Below are 17,276 nucleotides of genomic sequence, written 5' to 3'. Positions count from 1 at the left end.
TCGCTTACGACACCTCCACTTCGTAGAAGCAGAGGTGGTTCCTGATCGCGGCGACATCCGGCTTGGGGTCGGGATAGGACCACACGAGGTCCGGCGCGTCCGGCAGCGACCAGTAGGACGCCTCGCCCTTGAAGGGGCAGTACGTGTGCGTGTCGGAGGGCGTCAGCAACTCCAGGCGTACGTCCGCCGCCGGGATGTAGTACCGCACCGGACAACCGGTCTCCCGCAGCACGAGAGGACGGTCGGTCTCGGCCAGTACCCGGCTCCCGTGGACGACCCTGACGTGTGCGGTGCCCTGCTCGATGGTGATGACGTGTCCTTGGCCCATGCTGGAAAAGCACTCGCGGGCCCCCGGTTCTTCCCGCGTACGGTGACCGCATGCGTATCTGTGTCTTCCTCTCCGCCGCCGATCTCGACGACCGTTACACGCGACCCGCGCGCGAGTTCGCGGAACTGCTGGGCAAGGGCGGTCACACTCCCCCACTGCCTTAAAGGCGTGGGGGGACCCCCACGTGTGGGGCGGGTCCGACTCGGGCCTGATGAAGGTCGTCGCCGACGGGGTGCAGGAGAGCGGCGGGTGGCTGTGCGGGGTGTCGGTGACCTTCCTCGCCGCCAAGGCCCGGCCGGGCGCCGACGAGATGGTGATCGCCCGGGACCTCGCCGAGCGGAAGAAGCTGCTCCTGGAGAAGGCCGACGCGGTCGTGGTGATGGTCGGTGGGACGGGCACCCTCGACGAGGCCACCGAGATCCTGGAGCTGAAGAAGCACGGGCACACGGAGAAGCCGGTCGTACTGCTGAACACCGCCGGCTTCTACGACGGGCTGAAGACGCAGTTCCGGCGGATGGAGGACGAGGGGTTCCTGCCGCGTCCGCTGGCCGACCTGGTGTTCTTCGCGGACGAGCCGGTGGGGGCGCTGGCCTACCTGGAGGAGAGTGTGGGCATCCAGTGATGCGAGCATGGCGGGCATGGCTACCCATGTGATCACCGGAGCGGGCTCCGGCATCGGCGCGGCCGTCGCCCGCCGTCTGCACGCGCGCGGGGACGACCTCGTGCTCCACGCGCGCGACGCGGGCCGCGCGAAGGAGCTGGCCGCGGAGTTCCCCGGCGCCCGCACCCTCGTCGGCGACCTCGCCGACCCCGACCGGCTGAGCTGGGCCTTCTCCCACCAGTCGCTCCCGGACCGGGTCGACTCGCTGCTGCACATCGCCGGCGTGGTCGACCTCGGCCCGGTCGGCGAGCTGACCCCCAAGGCCTGGCGCCACCAGCTCAACGTCAACCTGATCGCCCCCGCCGAGCTGACCCGCCACTTCCTGCCCCAACTGCGGGCCGCGCGCGGCCACGTGGTGTTCGTGAACTCCGGCGCCGGCCTGAACGCGCACGCCGACTGGTCCGCGTACGCCGCCTCCAAGCACGGCCTGAAGGCCCTCGCCGACTCCCTGCGGGGCGAGGAGCACGGCAACGGCGTCCGGGTCACCTCCGTCTACCCCGGCCGCACGGCCAGCCCCATGCAGGCCAAGGTGCACCAGCAGGAGGGCAAGGAGTACGACCCCGCCCACTGGATCGACCCCGAGTCGGTCGCGACGACGATCCTGATGGCGCTCGACCTGCCGAGGGACGCCGAGGTGAACGACCTGACGGTACGGCCGGGCCGCTGACCTTCCGTAGGCTTCCTCACGTGAACGCACTCTCGCCCTACGGCCCCGCCACCGGCGTCGGCTCACTCCCCGGCGGCGACGCCCGGGAGGCCGCCAAGACCGCCACCGGTTCCTTCGAGGACTTCCCGTTCCTGCCCGAACTCCCGGCCCGCGGACCGGGCGCGGACATGATCGGCCGGACGGCGGGGATGCTCGTGGAGCTGTACGCGCGCGTGGAGCCCAGCGGCTGGCGGATCGGCGACCACCCGGGCCGGGACACCAAACGGGCCCGCTCCTGGCTCGGCGAGGACCTCGACGCCCTGGAGGAGTTCACCCAGGACTACGAGGGCCCGCTCAAGGTGCAGGCCGTCGGCCCCTGGACACTCGCCGCAGCCCTGGAACTGAGGAACGGCGAGGCCGCCCTCTCCGACCCTGGCGCCTGCCGCGACCTGGCCGCCTCCCTGGCGGAGGGGCTGCGGCTGCACCTCGCCGAGGTACGGCGGCGCATCCCGGGCGCCCGGATCGTGCTCCAGCTCGACGAACCGTCCCTCACGTCCGTCCTGACCGGCCGGGTGCGGACCGCCAGCGGCTACCGCACCCACCGCGCCATCGACCGCCAGCTCGTGGAGGCCACGCTCCGGGACCTGGCCGGGGTGCACGCGGACGGCCCGGTCGTGGTCCACTCCTGCGCCCCGGACGTGCCGTTCGCGCTGCTGCGCCGGGCCGGGATCGCCGGGATCTCCTTCGACTTCTCGCTGCTCACCGAGCGTGACGAGGAGGCGATCGGGGAAGCGGTGGAGGGGGGGACCCGGCTGTTCGCCGGTGTCGTGCCGGGCACGGACTCCGCATTGTCAGACCCTGCCGGTAGCGTCATGGGTGTACGGACGCTGTGGCGCAGGCTGGGTCTGCAACCGGGGCTTCTCACGGAGGCGGTCACCATCACACCGGCCTGCGGACTCGCGGGGGCCTCTCCCGCGTACGCCCGCCGGGCCCTCGCCCACTGCGTCCGCGCGGCGAGATCCCTCGCGGACAACCCAGAGTAACGGGAGGACCACACGGTGGCCGGCGACAAGCAAGCGGAGACGACGGTGCCCGCCGAGGCACGGGAGCAGCACGCGCAACTCGCTGAGCAGATCGAGGAGCACCGCTTCCGGTACTACGTGAAGGACGCTCCCGTCATCAGCGACGCGGAGTTCGACCGCCTGCTGCGCGCCCTGGAGGCGCTGGAGCAGGAGTACCCCGAGCTGCGTACGCCGGACTCGCCGACCCAGAAGGTCGCGGGGGCGTACGAGACCGATTTCACGGCCGTCCAGCACCGCGAGCGCATGCTCTCCCTGGACAACGCCTTCGACGACCTGGAGCTGGCCGCCTGGGCCGAGCGCGTCCACAAGGACGTCGGCGCCTCCGCGTACCACTTCCTGTGCGAGCTCAAGGTCGACGGCCTCGCCGTCAACCTCACGTATGAGAACGGCCGCCTCACGCGCGCGGCGACCCGCGGCGACGGCCGCACCGGCGAGGACATCACGCCCAACGTGCGCACCATCGCGGAGATCCCCGACCGGCTGGCCGGTGACGGGGTGCCCACGCTCGTGGAGATCCGCGGCGAGGTCTACTTCCCGATGGAGCAGTTCGAGGAGCTCAACGCCCGGCTCGTCGCGGCCGGCGACAAGCCCTTCGCCAACCCGCGCAACGCGGCGGCCGGTTCACTGCGCCAGAAGGACCCGCGCGTCACGGCCACCCGCCCCCTGCACATGGTGGTGCACGGCATCGGCGCCCTGGAGGGCTACGAGGGCATGGGCCGCCTCTCCGAGGCCTACGACCTCCTCAAGGGCTGGGGCCTGCCCACCTCGACGCACAACAGGGTCGTCGGCGACCTGGACGGCGTACGGCAGTTCATCGCGTACTACGGCGAGAACCGCCACTCCGTGGAGCACGAGATCGACGGTGTCGTCGTCAAGCTCGACGAGATCCGGCTCCAGGGCCGGCTCGGCTCGACGGCACGGGCGCCGCGCTGGGCCATCGCGTACAAGTACGCGCCGGAGGAGGTCAACACCAAGCTCGTCAACATCCGCGTGGGCGTGGGCCGTACGGGCCGTGTGACGCCGTACGCCCAGGTCGAACCGGTGACGGTGGCGGGCTCCGAGGTCGAGTTCGCGACCCTGCACAACCAGGACGTCGTCAAGGCCAAGGGCGTCCTCATCGGGGACACGGTGGTGCTGCGCAAGGCCGGTGACGTCATCCCGGAGATCCTCGGACCCGTCGCCGACCTGCGGGACGGCACCGAGCGGGAGTTCGTGATGCCGGCCGAGTGCCCCGAGTGCGGTACGCCGCTCAGGCCGATGAAGGAGGCGGACGTCGATCTGCGCTGCCCCAACGCCCGCACCTGCCCGGCCCAGTTGCGTGAGCGGCTGTTCTACCTCGCGGGCCGCAAGGCACTCGACATCGAGCACTTCGGGTACGTGGCGGCGGCCGCCCTCACCAAGCCGCTGGAGCCCGCCGACCCGCCGCTGGTCGACGAGGGCGGCCTCTTCGACCTCACCATCGAGCAGTTGCTGCCCATCAAGGCGTATGTCCTGGACCAGGACAGCGGGCTGCCCAAGCGCGACCCGAAGACCGGCGAGGAGAAGATCGCCACGGTCTTCGCCAACCAGCAGGGTGAGGCCAAGAAGAACGCGGTCGCGATGCTGGAGAACATCGCCGCCGCCAAGGACCGCCCGCTCGCCCGTGTCCTCACCGGGCTGTCGATCCGTCATGTGGGCCCGGTCGCGGCCGAGGCGCTCGCGCGCGAGTTCCGCTCCATCGACCGCATCCAGCAGGCGAGCGAGGAGGAGCTGGCGGCCACCGACGGCGTGGGCTCGATCATCGCGGCCTCGCTCAAGGAGTGGTTCGCCGAGGAGTGGCACCAGGAGATCATCCGCAAGTGGCGGGCCGCCGGTGTCCGCATGGAGGAGGAGGGCTCCGGAGAGGACGAAGGCCCCCGTCCCCTCGAAGGCCTGACGGTCGTCGTCACCGGCACGCTCGAACACTTCACGCGCGACGGCGCGAAGGACGCGCTGCAGAGCCGGGGAGCGAAGGTGACCGGTTCGGTGTCGAAGAAGACCTCGTTCGTCGTCGTGGGCGACAGCCCCGGGTCGAAGTACGACAAGGCGATGCAGCTCAAGGTGCCCGTGCTGAACGAGGACGGCTTCACCGTCCTGCTCGAACAGGGCCCGGACGCGGCCGCCGAAGTCGCCCTTCCGGCCGAGGCGTCGAGTGAGGAGTCGACCGAGGTGTCGACGGGGGAGTCGACCGAGGAATAGCGAGAACCGGCGGTTGAAGGCCACCCGATCGGCGCATATCAGATGCATACGGGTGGCCGGGGCGCATTCGGGCAACCGTCGACGACCGCTGCCCGTGGAAGCCTTTCGCGGCCTACTGTTGAGATGTGCGCCTGCCGTGCCCAGCTGCGGTCGGGGCATTTCCTTGCTCCGAAGGGCGGGGGAAAGGGTTTTCCAACGCGGCGCCGCCCACGGGTTGTCGGGCAGTGGGCCGCGTGGCGTGGGCACCGCCGGTTGTGAGAGGGACGGGAATGGAACCGACCGAGAGCGCCGCACCGGACTCCCGGCTGCGCCGGCTCCGGGACGCCGGCGTCAGGTGGGGGAGCCGGTGGGCGGGGCGGTCCGGGCGACATCCGGGCGCGGAGGCGTACGCCCCGCGCACCGCCCCCGACCTTCGCGCCCCGACGGGACCTCCCGCCGAGCCCGTCTCCGGGCTGCCCGCGACACCACCGGCCGGGCCAGCCGCCGGGCCACCCGGGCCCTCCGCCCCGCCCCGGCTCTCGGTCCCGCCCAAGTCGTCGGGCCTCATCGGGGCCTCGGGCCTGGGCGGATCACCGGGCCCGGGTGGATCACCGGGCCGGTCCGGTGCTTCCGCTCTCCCCGGGGGATCCGTCTTCTCCGGGTCCTCCGTCCTCCCCGGCACCTCGGCGCTGTCCGCGAGTTCGGGGCTGCCCGGCGCCGAACCCGACCGTCAGCTGTCCTGGCCCGCGCTGCCCGCCGCGGTCGTCGGCGCGGCCGCCTTCGCCCTCGGCGCCGGCTTCTACCGTGCCTTCACCGGCAGCCACGCCCTCTTCCCGTCCGGCACGGCCGGCTGGGCGCTGGCCCTGCTGACCGGCGTCATCGTCGGCCACCTGGTCCTGCTCGGCCGCGCCCGCTGGTGGGGCGGTACCGGCTCCGGCGCCGCCCTCACCCTCGCCGTCCTGCTGCTGTACGGATGGGTACCGGCCGGCATGGTCAGCCTCACCGTCGTCGTCCTGGTCGGCATAGCCAGGCGCCACCGCTGGCGGCAGGGCGTCCTGCACGGCGCGGTGGACATCCTCGGCATCGGCGCGGGCGCCCTGCTGCTGGCCGCGTGCGGACGGGTGCCGTCCGTCGAACGTCCCTGGACCCCCGACAGCTGGACGGTCTACACCGGCCCCCAGGTGGTCCTGGTGGCCGTCGCCTACCTCTCCGTCACCCGGGTCCTGCTCTGGTACCTGCACGCCCCCCGTTCCGGCGGACTGCCGACGGTCGCCCGCACCGCCCTGGTCAGACAGGGCCTGGTCGCGGTGGCCCTGCTCGGCATCGCGCCGCTGGTGTGCGTGGTCGCCATCGCCAAACCGATCCTGCTGCCGCTGTTCGCGATACCGCTCGTCGCCCTCGACTCCACGCTCTGGATGGCCCGGGCCCGCGCCGAGGAGCAACTGCGCGACCCGCTGACCGGGCTGCCCAACCGGCAGTGGCTGCTGGAACGCATCTGGACCGCCCTCGACGACGCCGAGCGCATCGGCGCCCGGTCCGCCCTCATGCTGATCGACCTGGACCGCTTCCGTTCGGTCAACGACACCCTCGGGCATCTCGCCGGCGACCGGCTCCTCCTCCAGATAGCCGAACGGCTGCGGGTGGCTCTCCCGCGCGGGGCGGAGGTCGCCAGGCTCGGCGGTGACGAGTTCGCCGTCTTACTCCCTGTCGCCGACTCCACGACCTCCGCGAGCCGCGTCGCCCGGGCGCTGGTCTCCGCGCTCAGCTCGCCGCTCGACCTCGACGGGCTCACCCTCGTCCTGGAGGCCAGCGCGGGCGTCGCCGTCTTCCCCGACCACGCCCTCGACGCGGAGGGCATGCTGCGCCGGGCCGACGTGGCGATGTACCAGGCCAAGCGGGACCGTACGGGCGTCGAGGTGTACGAGTCCAAGCGGGACTCCAACACCCCTGACCGGCTCGGTCTGCTGGGCGATCTGCGGCGGGCGCTGGACGCGCACGAGGTGCAGCTGCACTACCAGCCGAAGGTCCGCTTCGACGGGCAGGTGGCGGGGCTCGAGGCGTTGGTGCGGTGGGTGCATCCGGAGCGGGGCAAGGTGCCGCCGGACGAGTTCATAGCGATCGCCGAGTCCTCCGGGCTGATGCCGCACCTCACGGAGTACGTGCTGGAGACGGCGCTCGGGCAGGTCGCGCAGTGGCGGGCGCAGGGGCTGTTCGTGCCGGTCGCGGTGAACGTCTCGCCGCGCGACGTCCACACGCCCGGCTTCGCCGGGTCCGTCGCCGCGCGTCTCGCCCGGCACGGAGTGCCCGCGGGAGCGCTCCAACTGGAGATAACGGAGCACGTGCTCCTGGAGGATCCGCAGCGGGCGGCCGACACGCTGAACGGGCTGACCGGGCACGGCGTGAAGATGTCCCTGGACGACTTCGGGACGGGGTACTCCTCGCTGGTGCATCTACGGCGGCTGCCGGTCAGTGAGCTGAAGATCGACCGCTCCTTCGTGGCGCGGCTGGCCGTCGACGCCGAGGACGCGGAGATCGTGCGCTGCACCGTCGATCTCGCGCATTCCCTGGGGCTTCTCGTGGTCGCCGAGGGCGTCGAGGACGACGAGACGTGGGAACGGCTGCGTGACCTGCGATGTGACGCGGTGCAGGGCTGGCTGGTGGCTGCCGCGATGCCTCCCGAGGAGACGACGGCGTGGCTGCGGGCGCGGGGGTCGCGGGGGTGGCAACGGCCTGCGGCCGCGCTCCCCGCGGCTGCCACCGACGACTAGCCCACCCGCCCACCCGTTCGGCCGACTGGAAGGCGGGCGTCTCCTGTGGGGCGTACCCGCAGTCGGCGGCCTCCGTGCTACGGCCCGCGTCCGGCGGCCCGCGTCCGGTGGCCCGCGTCCGGCGGCCTGCCTCCGGCGGCCCGCGTCCGGCGGCCCGCGTCTGGTGGCCTGCCTCCGGCGGTTTGTCTCCGGGCGGTGCTCTCAGTCCGCCCCCGCCGCGAAGTGATCGATCAGCAGCCGTAGGCGCAGGCCGTGGGCGTCCTCCGGGAGGCGGCCGCTGCGCATCAGGGTGACCAGGCCGTGCAGGCCTGCCCAGTACGTCTCCGTCAGGACGCCGGGATCGTCGCCGTCCGCCGCGATCGGCTCGACGGCCGCCACCAGTTCGCCGAAGGCCTCCCACAGCGGGGCCGGCGCCTCAGGAGAGGCGAACGGCAGGTCCACGGCGTGCGTGAACATCGCGTCGTACAGAGCCGGCCGCCGCCGCGCGAACGCCATGTACGCCTCACCCACTGCCGCCAGTTCGGCCCGCGCGCCCTCAGCCCCGCGCCGCGCCGCCCTCAGCTCCGTCGCCATCTCCGCGAAGCCCTCCACCGCGACCGCCGCCATGATCGCGCCCTTGCCTTTGAAGTGGCTGTAGAGGACCGGCTGGCTGTACTCGATCTCGGCCGCCAGCCGCCGCGTCGTCACCGCGTCCCAGCCCTCGGTCTCCGCCAGTTCGCGCGCGGCCGTGACGATCAGCCGCTCGCGCTCCGCTCGTTCGCGCTCTCGGCGCGTCTGGATCGACATACCAGGAATTCTAGCAGCGCTAGCCAATCTGTCGTTGCTCTGCTAGCTTCGCTCTTGTCCCTAGCACTGCTAGCAAGAGGAGATGACGTGACCGTCACCGCGTACACCCTGGCCGTCGTGCTCGATCTGTTCTGCGTGTTCCTCGGCTACCGGTTCCTGTTCCAGCCGGGCCCGGCCGCCGTCGGCTACGGTGTCCCGGCCCGTCCGGACGGGGACGCCGGCGCCTATCTCTCGGTCAAGGGCCTGAAGGACGCCACCTTCGGCCTCGTGGGCCTGGTCCTGCTCGCCTTCGTCGGCACCCGCGCCGAGGCCTGGTTCATGCTCGCCGTGGCCCTCGTGCCGCTGGGTGACACGCTGATAGTGCTGCGCCACGGCGGAACGAAGGCGGTCGCGTTCGGGATCCACTTCGCCACGGCCGTGATCGTCCTGATCAGCGCCGGACTGCTGTTCGCCGTCTGAGCGCGTCCGTCTCATCAACAGGGGGTTCGAAGATGTCGCTGTTCGTGCCGAGGTTCCACGAGACCGTGATCGTCCGGGACGCGGAGGCCGAGGTGATCGGCGGTGCGCCCGTCGGCGTCAAACTGCTCGCCGACAGCAGTGCCACCGGCGGCGCGCTGTCCACCGTGCGCGTCACCCTCGGGGAGGGCGCCGACGGTGCCCGCCCCCATCTGCACCGCAACTCCGCCGAGATGTTCTACCTGCTCGACGGCGCGGCGGAAGTCCTCTCCGGCGACGACGTCGTCACCGCCGAACGCGGCGACCTCGTCATCGTCCCGCCGGGCCGCCCGCACGCCTTCTCCGCCGCACCCGGCAGCAAGGCCGACCTCCTGATCGTGATCACACCTGGCGTGGAGCGCTTCGACTACTTCCGGCACCTCCAGCGCATCCGCCTCGGCGAGGCCACCCCGGAGAGCCTCCTGGAGGTGCAGGAGCTCTACGACAACCACTTCCTGCGCAGCGAGACCTGGGACGGTCGGCGCTGACGGGGGCCCCGGCCGGCAAACCGTTTCACGGCCATGCCCCACCGCCCCCTAGGATTGGGGCCAAACCACATTCACTCACCCCAGAGGAACGCTGCATGCCTGGCATCACGCGCGAGGAGGTCGCCCACCTCGCCCGGCTGGCGCGTCTGGAGCTGAAGCCCGAAGAGCTCGACCACTTCGCGGGACAGCTGGACGACATCATCGGCGCGGTCGCCCGCGTCAGCGAGGTCGCCGACCAAGACGTACCGCCGACCTCGCACCCGCTCCCGCTGACGAACGTCATGCGGGCGGACGAGGTCCGTCCGTCGCTCACCCCCGAGCAGGCGCTCTCCGGCGCCCCGGCCCAGGAGCAGCAGCGTTTCAAGGTGCCGCAGATCCTGGGGGAGGACTAAGAAGTCATGACGGACATCATCAAGCTCACCGCCGCCGAGACCGCCGCGAAGATCGCCTCCGGCGAGCTCACCGCCGTCCAGGTCGCCGAGGCCCACCTGGCCCGTATCGAGGCCGTCGACGAGAAGGTGCACGCCTTCCTGTACGTCGACCGCGAGGGCGCCCTCGCCCAGGCCCGTGCCGTCGACGAGAAGCGGGAGCGCGGCGAGAAGCTCGGTCCGCTGGCCGGCGTCCCGCTCGCGCTCAAGGACATCTTCACCACCGAGGGCGTGCCCACGACCGTCGGTTCGAAGATCCTCGAGGGCTGGATCCCGCCGTACGACGCGACCCTCACCAAGAAGCTGAAGGCCGCCGACGTCGTCATCCTCGGCAAGACCAACATGGACGAGTTCGCCATGGGGTCCTCCACCGAGAACAGCGCCTTCGGGCCGACCGGCAACCCCTGGGACCTCACCAGGATCCCCGGTGGGTCCGGTGGCGGGTCCTCCGCCGCGCTCGCCTCCTTCCAGGCGCCCCTCGCGATCGGCACCGACACCGGCGGTTCCATCCGCCAGCCCGCCGCCGTCACCGGCACGGTCGGTGTGAAGCCGACGTACGGGGCCGTGTCGCGGTACGGCATGGTCGCCTTCTCGTCCTCCCTCGACCAGGGCGGGCCCTGCGCCCGTACGGTCCTGGACGCGGCGCTGCTCCACGAGGTCATCGCCGGGCACGACCCGCTCGACTCCACCTCGATCGACACCCCGGTCCCGCCGGTCGTCGAGGCCGCCCGCAACGGCAGCGTCGAAGGCATGCGCGTCGGTGTCGTCAAGCAGTTCCGCGGAGAGGGCTACCAGGCCGGTGTCATCCAGCGGTTCGACGAGTCCGTCGCGCTGCTGAAGGACCTGGGCGCCGAGATCGTCGAACTGGACTGCCCGTCCTTCGACCTCGCCCTGTCGGCGTACTACCTCATCGCGCCGTCCGAGTGCTCCAGCAACCTCGCGCGCTTCGACGGGCTGCGCTACGGCCTGCGCGCGGGCGACGACGGCGGCCACTCGGCCGAGGAGGTCACCTCCCTCACCCGGGCGGAGGGCTTCGGGCCCGAGGTCAAGCGCCGGATCATGCTCGGCACGTACGCGCTGTCGAGCGGCTACTACGACGCGTACTACGGCTCCGCCCAGAAGGTCCGCACGCTCATCACGCGCGACTTCGAGAAGGCCTTCGAGCAGGTCGACGTGATCGTCTCGCCGACCACGCCGACCACCGCCTTCCCGATCGGCGAGCGCGCCGACGACCCGATGGCGATGTACCTGGCCGACCTGTGCACCATCCCGACCAACCTCGCGGGCAACGCGGCGATGTCGCTGCCGTGCGGTCTCGCCCCGGAGGACAACCTCCCGGTCGGTCTGCAGATCATCGCCCCGGCGCTGAAGGACGACCGGCTGTACAAGGTCGGCGCCGCCGTCGAGGCCGCCTTCGTGGAAAAGTGGGGTCACCCGCTCCTGGAGGAGGCTCCGTCGCTGTGAGTGCACTGAACAAGGCCAAGGACTTCAAGAAGTCCAAGTCCGGTACGTACGTGTCCATCGCCACCACCGCCTTCGGCGCGTTCGGTGTCGCCAAGCGGATCCGGAAGGCACGCGACGAGCACGACACGCTGCGGCTGATCGACGCGACGGTCGCGGCCGTCGGCATCGTCACCGGCCTCGCCATCCTGTACCGCGAACTGAAGCGGCTGGGCGACGACGACGTCCTGCTGGGCTGAGAGGGAAGTTTCACCGTGACCACCACGACCGACCTGGTGTCGTACGAGGACGCGCTGGCGTCGTACGACCCCGTCATGGGCCTCGAGGTCCATGTCGAACTCGGCACCAAGACCAAGATGTTCTGCGGCTGCTCGACCGAACTCGGTCAGGACGCCAACACGCAGACCTGCCCCACCTGCCTCGGCCTGCCGGGCTCGCTCCCGGTCGTCAACGCGACCGGCGTCGAGTCCGCGATCAAGATCGGTCTCGCGCTGAACTGCGAGATCGCCGAGTGGTGCCGCTTCGCCCGGAAGAACTACTTCTATCCGGACATGCCGAAGAACTTCCAGACCTCCCAGTACGACGAGCCGATCGCCTTCAACGGCTACCTCGACGTCCAGCTGGAGGACGGCGAAACCTTCCGCGTGGAGATCGAGCGCGCCCACATGGAGGAGGACACCGGCAAGTCGACCCACGTGGGCGGCGCGACGGGCCGTATCCACGGCGCCTCGCACTCCCTGCTCGACTACAACCGCGCCGGCATCCCGCTCATCGAGATCGTCACCAAGCCCATCGAGGGTGCGGGTGAGCGCGCTCCCGAGGTCGCCCGGGCCTACGTCCGTGAGCTGCGCGAGGTCATCAAGGCGCTCGGCGTGTCGGAAGCCCGTATGGAGATGGGGCAGATGCGCTGCGACGTGAACCTGTCGCTGCGCCCCAACGACACCGACAAGTTCGGCACGCGCTCCGAGACCAAGAACGTGAACTCGCTGCGGTCCGTGGAGCGCGCGGCCCGCTTCGAGATCCAGCGGCACGCGGCCGTGCTGTCCTCCGGCGGCACGATCATCCAGGAGACCCGCCACTTCCACGAGGACACCGGGTCGACGACCTCGGGCCGCGTGAAGGAGGAGGCCGAGGACTACCGGTACTTCCCCGAGCCGGACCTGGTGCCGGTGGCCCCCTCCCGCGCGTGGGTCGAGGAGATCCGGTCGGCGCTTCCCGAGCTGCCGTTGGTCCGCCGTACCCGGCTGCTCGCCGAGTGGGGCATCTCCGCCACCGACATGCAGGCGATCCTCAACGCCGGCGCCCTGGACCCGATCGTCGCCACGATCGACGCCGGTGCCGACGCGGCGTCCGCCCGCAAGTGGTGGATGGGCGAACTGGCCCGCAGCGCCAACGAGTCGGGCAAGGCGCTGGACGAGCTGGCCATCACGCCGGAGCAGGTCGCCCGGGTCACCGAGCTGGTGAGCAAGGGTGACCTGAACGACAAGCTGGCCCGTCAGGTCATCGAGGGCGTCCTCGCGGGCGAGGGCACCCCGGACGAGGTCGTCGACAAGCGCGGGCTGAAGGTCGTGTCGGACGACTCGGCGCTCGGCACGGCCGTCGACGAGGCCATCGCCGGCAACCCGGGCATCGCCGACAAGATCCGCGGCGGCAAGGTGGCCGCGGCCGGTGCCCTGGTCGGCGCCGTGATGAAGGCCACGCGCGGCCAGGCCGACGCGGCCCGCGTCAAGGAGCTGATCCTGGAGAAGCTGGGGGTCAGCGAGGGCTGACCTCGGGTAACCCGACGAGGGGGTGTGTCCGCTGAGGGCGCACCCCCTCTCGCGCTCTCAGCCGGAAGCGCTACGCTCGCGCGCCATGAGTGCACGAACCGACTCAGAGCCCCAGAGCGACATAGACGACACGGACGGCGACGGCACGGACGGCGCCGAGGCAGCGGACGACGCGGACGACGCGGACGCTGAGGACGACACGGACGACACGGACGACTTCGATGAGGAGTACGACTACGAGGACGCGCGGCGGGCCCGCTGGACGGCGACCGCCACCGGAGCGCTCCTCACCCTCGCCGGTCTCGCCGCGTCCCTCATGCGCCTCGGCGGCACCGCCCCGGCCCTCGTCCCGGCCGCTTACGCCCTCGGCGCGGTCGTCTGCGCGGTCGCGGCCGTCCTCGGCTCCCGGGGTCGTACCCGGCGCGCCCTGTGGCTGCTGATCGCCGGAGTGATGGTGATGGCGTTCGGCGACCAGGCCGACTGACGCGGACCGACGCCGACTGACGCGGACCGACGCCGACTGACGCGGACCGACCTGGAACGACACCGTCGTCGTTATTGTCCTGTGATCTGCCTCCCACTCTTGTGAAAAGACACACGAACGCATCAAAGGATCTTCATCGCCTGCAAGAGTGGCCTCGCATTGCTCATACGTTCTTTGCGGGCTGTTTCCCGGTCAAAGATCCACAATTCACCCCGGGAGCACGTCAGTGGCAGCCCTCGCACGTTGGTGTGTGCGCAACCGCCTCGTCGCGGTTGTGCTCTGGCTTCTCGCTCTCGTCGGCACGGCCACCGCCGCCGTCGCCACCGGCTCCGCCTACTCCAACGACTACGAGGTACCCGGCACCGAGTCCGGCCGCGCCACCCGGCTGCTCGCCGAGGGGTTCCCCACCCTGGGCGGCGACAGCGACACCGTTGTCTGGCACACCACCTCCGGCACCGTCCGCGCCGCCGACGTCGAACAGACCATGACCCGCACGCTGGAGAGGGTCGCCGACCTGCCCGGGGTGGCCTCCGTCTCCGGCCCCTACGACGATCTGGGCGCCGCGCAGATCAGCAAGGACGGGCACACGGCGTACGCCACCGTCACCTTCGCCGACCGCGCCGAGGACATCGACGCCTCCGAGGCGAAGGCCGTCGTACAGACCGCCAAGGCCGCCGAGAGCGACGGGCTCCAGGTCGAACTCGGCGGCAGCGCCATCGCGCTCACCGAGTCCTCCGACGGCCATCTCGCCGAGATCGTCGGCGTGGCCGTCGCCGCCGTCGTGCTGTTCCTCGCCTTCGGCTCGCTCGCCGCCTCGCTGCTGCCCATCGCCACCGCCCTGGTCGGCGTCGGCACCGCCTACGCCGGCATCCAGCTCCTCGGGCACGCCATGACCGTCGCCGACTTCGCGCCGATGCTCGGCATGCTGGTCGGGCTCGGCGTCGGCATCGACTACGCGCTGTTCATCGTGACCCGCCACCGCCGTGGTCTGAAACGGGGCCTCACGGTCACCGAGGCCGCCACCGACGCCGTGGCGACGACCGGACGCGCGGTCGTCTTCGCGGGCGCCACGGTCTGCATAGCCCTGCTCGGCATGCTCATCCTGAGCCTGAACTTCCTCAACGGCGTCGCGATAGCGGCCTCCCTGACCGTCGTCCTCACGGTCGCGGCCTCCGTGACCCTGCTGCCCGCCCTGCTGTCCTGGATCGGCCCGCGCGCCCTCAGCCGCCGCGAACGCCGGCGCCTCGCCGAACACGGGCCCGAGCCGGAGCTGCCCACCGGGTTCGCCGCCCGCTGGTCGGCGTTCGTCGAACGCCACCCCAAGCTGCTCGGCGCGCTCGCCGTCGTCGTCATCGCCGTCCTCGCCCTGCCGACGTTCTCCCTGCGCCTCGGCACCTCCGACCAGGGCAACGGCCCGGAGACCTCCACCACCCGCCAGGCCTACGACCTTCTCTCTGGGGGCACCTCCCGCTCGAGCGCAGCCGAGAGCGGGGGAGGCTTCGGCCCGGGTGTGAACGGCCCGCTGACCCTGGTGACCCGCGTCGACGGCGCCGAGGACAAGCTCGCCCTCGACAGCCTCGACACCACCCTGCGCGCCACCGAGGGCGTGGCCTCGGTGACCCCGGTGACGTTCGACTCCGGCGGACACCTCGCGTATCTCACCGTCGTACCGGAGTCCGCCCCGCAGTCCGAGAGCACCAGCGAGCTCGTCGACCGGCTGCGCGAGGAGGTGCTGCCCCGGGCCGAGGCCGGCACCTCCCTCGACGTCCAGGTGGGCGGGGTCACGGCGGGCTACGACGACTTCGCCGAGGTCATCGTCGGCAAACTGCCGCTGTTCGTAGGCGTCGTCATCGGGCTCGGCTGTCTGCTGCTCCTGCTCGCCTTCCGGTCCGTCGGCATCCCGCTCAAGGCCGCCGCGATGAACGTGGCCGCCGTCGCCGCCGCCTTCGGGGTCGTCGTCGCGATCTTCCAGTGGGGCTGGGGGAGCGAACTGCTGGGCCTCGGCCGGGCCGGGCCGATCGAGCCCTTCCTCCCGGTCATCATGGTGTCCGTCCTCTTCGGGCTCTCCATGGACTACCAGGTGTTCCTGGTCAGCCGGATGTACGAGGAGTGGCTGGAGACCGGCGACAACCGGCGGGCCGTACGCGTCGGACTCGCCGAGACCAGCCGCGTGATCAACTCCGCCGCGGTCATCATGATCTCGGTGTTCCTCGCCTTCGTCCTCAGCGGCGACCGGGTGATCGCCATGTTCGGCATCGCGCTCGCCGCCGCCGTCGCCCTCGACGCCTTCGTCCTCCGGACGCTGCTCGTTCCCGCCCTCATGCACCTGCTCGGCGGCGCCAACTGGTGGCTGCCGCGCTGGCTGGACAAGCGCCTGCCGCGGATCAGCATCGAACCGCCCGAGTGCCGCGCCGCCCATGAGAAGCTCACCGAGGTGGTCGAGGCGCTGGAGAAGGAGCGGGAGCCGGATGTACGCGATATCCCTGGGTGACGACGGAGCCGAACTGCGTCCGCTGGAGCCCTGGCACGCCGAGGAGTTCCTGGCCCACCTCGACCGGGGCCGCGCGTTCATCAACGAGTACGTCCCCTTCGGCTCCCAGGCCGCCGACGCCGCCGGAGCGCGCGAGGTGCTCCAGCGGTACGCCGACCTGCGCGCCGCCGACACCGGCTCCCTGCACGGACTCTGGCTGGAGGGGAAGCTCGTCGGCGGGGTGCTGTTCCTGAACTTCGACGCCGAGAGCGCGAACTGCGAGGTCGGCTGCTGGCTGGAACCCGCCGGCACCGGGCGCGGCCTGGTCACCCGGGCCATGCGGGTCCTGATCGACTTCGCCGTCGAGCGGCGCGGGATCCAGCGTGTCGAGTGGGTCGCGAGCGCCGGGAACACCAACAGCCTCAACGTCGCCCGGCGGCTCGGGTTCACCCGCGACGGCGTCCGCCGGGAGGCCTACCCCTATCGTGGGGTCCGGCACGACCTCGAAGTCTGGTCCGTGCTGGCCCGGGAGTGGCGTGCCGCACACGCGCGTGCCGCTCACAACGATCATTAAGGGACCTCTCAGAGAGCGTCCGTACGGTGCGAGGTTATGGGAACCAAGACTGTTGACGAGGCCGCCGACGAGCAAGCGGTGGACATCACCAAGACCGACGCGTCGGACGACGTGACCGGGACCGACACGGACGACGACGAGGTCCTCGAGGACGGCCTCGACGCCGGTCTCGACGACGCCGGTCTCGACGACGCCGTCGCCAAGGAGGGCGCCACCGGCGTCGGCCAGGGCGCGGGTGCCGTCGTCTCCGCCGTGCTCGGCCTTGTGTCGCTGAGCGGCAGCTGGATCGGCACGATCGCGGGTGCGCGCCAGACCCTCGTCGGTCAGCTGGAGACCTCGTCGAGCGCGAGCGTCGCCAAGCAGATCCAGGCGGTCTACGGCGACGCCTGGCAGACCACCGCCCTGTGGGCCGGGCTGTTCGCGCTGACCGCCCTGGTCACCGGTGTCGTCGTGCTGGCCCGCCCGGCCTTCGGCAACCCGGGCCCGCAGGCCCCCTGGATCAAGTCGGTCTCCTGGGCCGGCGTCGCGCTCGGTGTGATCGGCCTGCTGCTGGCCGTCCTCAAGTACACCGACGCCCTGCTCGGCCTGCCCTCCGCGAGCTGAGCCCGCTCCGCGCACGTCACGAGGGGCCTCAGGCCCG

Annotated in this window: 16 protein-coding genes and 1 pseudogene; 15 read left to right on the top strand and 2 right to left on the bottom strand. The window is 71.3% G+C overall.

Annotated features, from left to right (window positions below):
* Nucleotides 1-4: 4 nt before the first annotated feature.
* Nucleotides 5-328, bottom strand: a complete 324-nt coding sequence (locus tag ACLZN2_RS18305; RefSeq protein ID WP_416979538.1) for a DUF427 domain-containing protein — start codon at nucleotides 326-328, stop codon at nucleotides 5-7.
* 50 nt (nucleotides 329-378) lie between these two features.
* Between ACLZN2_RS18305 and ACLZN2_RS18300 the strand changes: the two are divergent.
* From ACLZN2_RS18300 to ACLZN2_RS18280, 5 genes and pseudogenes are all read left to right on the top strand, one after another.
* A pseudogene (locus ACLZN2_RS18300) lies at nucleotides 379-950 on the top strand (TIGR00730 family Rossman fold protein).
* A 7-nt stretch (nucleotides 951-957) separates the two neighbouring features.
* Nucleotides 958-1,656 (top strand): SDR family oxidoreductase, encoded by a 699-nt coding sequence (locus ACLZN2_RS18295; protein WP_416979537.1) that lies wholly within the window; start codon nucleotides 958-960, stop codon nucleotides 1,654-1,656.
* A gap of 20 nt (nucleotides 1,657-1,676) precedes the next feature.
* Nucleotides 1,677-2,678, top strand: coding sequence for a methionine synthase (locus tag ACLZN2_RS18290; protein ID WP_416979536.1), 1,002 nt, complete (start codon nucleotides 1,677-1,679; stop codon nucleotides 2,676-2,678).
* A gap of 15 nt (nucleotides 2,679-2,693) precedes the next feature.
* On the top strand, nucleotides 2,694-4,934 hold the full coding sequence (gene ligA / locus ACLZN2_RS18285; protein ID WP_416979535.1) for an NAD-dependent DNA ligase LigA: 2,241 nt from the start codon (nucleotides 2,694-2,696) through the stop codon (nucleotides 4,932-4,934).
* A gap of 269 nt (nucleotides 4,935-5,203) precedes the next feature.
* Complete coding sequence (locus ACLZN2_RS18280; RefSeq protein WP_416979534.1) at nucleotides 5,204-7,681, top strand: putative bifunctional diguanylate cyclase/phosphodiesterase; 2,478 nt, start codon at nucleotides 5,204-5,206, stop codon at nucleotides 7,679-7,681.
* A gap of 201 nt (nucleotides 7,682-7,882) precedes the next feature.
* Here the strand turns inward: ACLZN2_RS18280 and ACLZN2_RS18275 are convergent, their stop codons facing one another.
* Entirely contained in the window at nucleotides 7,883-8,467 is a 585-nt protein-coding gene (locus tag ACLZN2_RS18275; protein ID WP_416979533.1) for a TetR/AcrR family transcriptional regulator, read from the bottom strand.
* Nucleotides 8,468-8,554: 87 nt separating this feature from the next.
* Between ACLZN2_RS18275 and ACLZN2_RS18270 the strand changes: the two genes are divergently transcribed.
* The 10 genes from ACLZN2_RS18270 (at nucleotide 8,555) to ACLZN2_RS18225 (ending at nucleotide 17,239) form a co-directional block, all read left to right on the top strand.
* A complete protein-coding gene (locus ACLZN2_RS18270) occupies nucleotides 8,555-8,926 on the top strand; it encodes a DUF4267 domain-containing protein (RefSeq protein WP_416979532.1) in 372 nt (123 codons plus the stop codon).
* A gap of 32 nt (nucleotides 8,927-8,958) precedes the next feature.
* Nucleotides 8,959-9,450, top strand: a complete 492-nt coding sequence (locus tag ACLZN2_RS18265; RefSeq protein ID WP_416979531.1) for a cupin domain-containing protein — start codon at nucleotides 8,959-8,961, stop codon at nucleotides 9,448-9,450.
* A gap of 95 nt (nucleotides 9,451-9,545) precedes the next feature.
* The gene (gene gatC, locus ACLZN2_RS18260) at nucleotides 9,546-9,842 is read left to right on the top strand and encodes an Asp-tRNA(Asn)/Glu-tRNA(Gln) amidotransferase subunit GatC (protein WP_018531282.1); all 297 of its coding nucleotides are present in this window, start codon (nucleotides 9,546-9,548) and stop codon (nucleotides 9,840-9,842) included.
* Between the two features lie 6 nt (nucleotides 9,843-9,848).
* On the top strand, nucleotides 9,849-11,342 hold the full coding sequence (gatA, locus tag ACLZN2_RS18255) for an Asp-tRNA(Asn)/Glu-tRNA(Gln) amidotransferase subunit GatA (protein WP_416979530.1): 1,494 nt from the start codon (nucleotides 9,849-9,851) through the stop codon (nucleotides 11,340-11,342).
* Nucleotides 11,339-11,578: a hypothetical protein gene (locus ACLZN2_RS18250; protein ID WP_416979529.1), complete on the top strand. Its 240-nt coding sequence runs from the start codon at nucleotides 11,339-11,341 to the stop codon at nucleotides 11,576-11,578. The genes gatA and ACLZN2_RS18250 overlap by 4 nt, the downstream gene beginning before the upstream one ends.
* Nucleotides 11,579-11,593: 15 nt before the next feature.
* A complete protein-coding gene (gene gatB / locus ACLZN2_RS18245; protein WP_416979528.1) occupies nucleotides 11,594-13,108 on the top strand; it encodes an Asp-tRNA(Asn)/Glu-tRNA(Gln) amidotransferase subunit GatB in 1,515 nt (504 codons plus the stop codon).
* 85 nt (nucleotides 13,109-13,193) lie between these two features.
* The gene (locus ACLZN2_RS18240; RefSeq protein ID WP_416979527.1) at nucleotides 13,194-13,592 is read left to right on the top strand and encodes a hypothetical protein; all 399 of its coding nucleotides are present in this window, start codon (nucleotides 13,194-13,196) and stop codon (nucleotides 13,590-13,592) included.
* 226 nt (nucleotides 13,593-13,818) lie between these two features.
* The gene (locus ACLZN2_RS18235; protein ID WP_416979526.1) at nucleotides 13,819-16,083 is read left to right on the top strand and encodes an MMPL family transporter; all 2,265 of its coding nucleotides are present in this window, start codon (nucleotides 13,819-13,821) and stop codon (nucleotides 16,081-16,083) included.
* Nucleotides 16,061-16,636 (top strand): GNAT family N-acetyltransferase, encoded by a 576-nt coding sequence (locus ACLZN2_RS18230; RefSeq protein ID WP_416979525.1) that lies wholly within the window; start codon nucleotides 16,061-16,063, stop codon nucleotides 16,634-16,636. Before ACLZN2_RS18235 ends, ACLZN2_RS18230 begins: the two co-directional genes overlap by 23 nt.
* Before the next feature lie 36 nt (nucleotides 16,637-16,672).
* A complete protein-coding gene (locus ACLZN2_RS18225; protein ID WP_416979524.1) occupies nucleotides 16,673-17,239 on the top strand; it encodes a hypothetical protein in 567 nt (188 codons plus the stop codon).
* Nucleotides 17,240-17,276: the final 37 nt, after the last annotated feature.

It is taken from the genome of Streptomyces sp. T028 (genome assembly GCF_048159505.1).
In the GTDB taxonomy this organism is placed as follows: Bacteria; Actinomycetota; Actinomycetes; order Streptomycetales; family Streptomycetaceae; genus Streptomyces.
The sequence above is the reverse complement of the archived record's forward strand: the minus strand, read 5'-3'. Positions and strand labels throughout refer to the sequence as shown.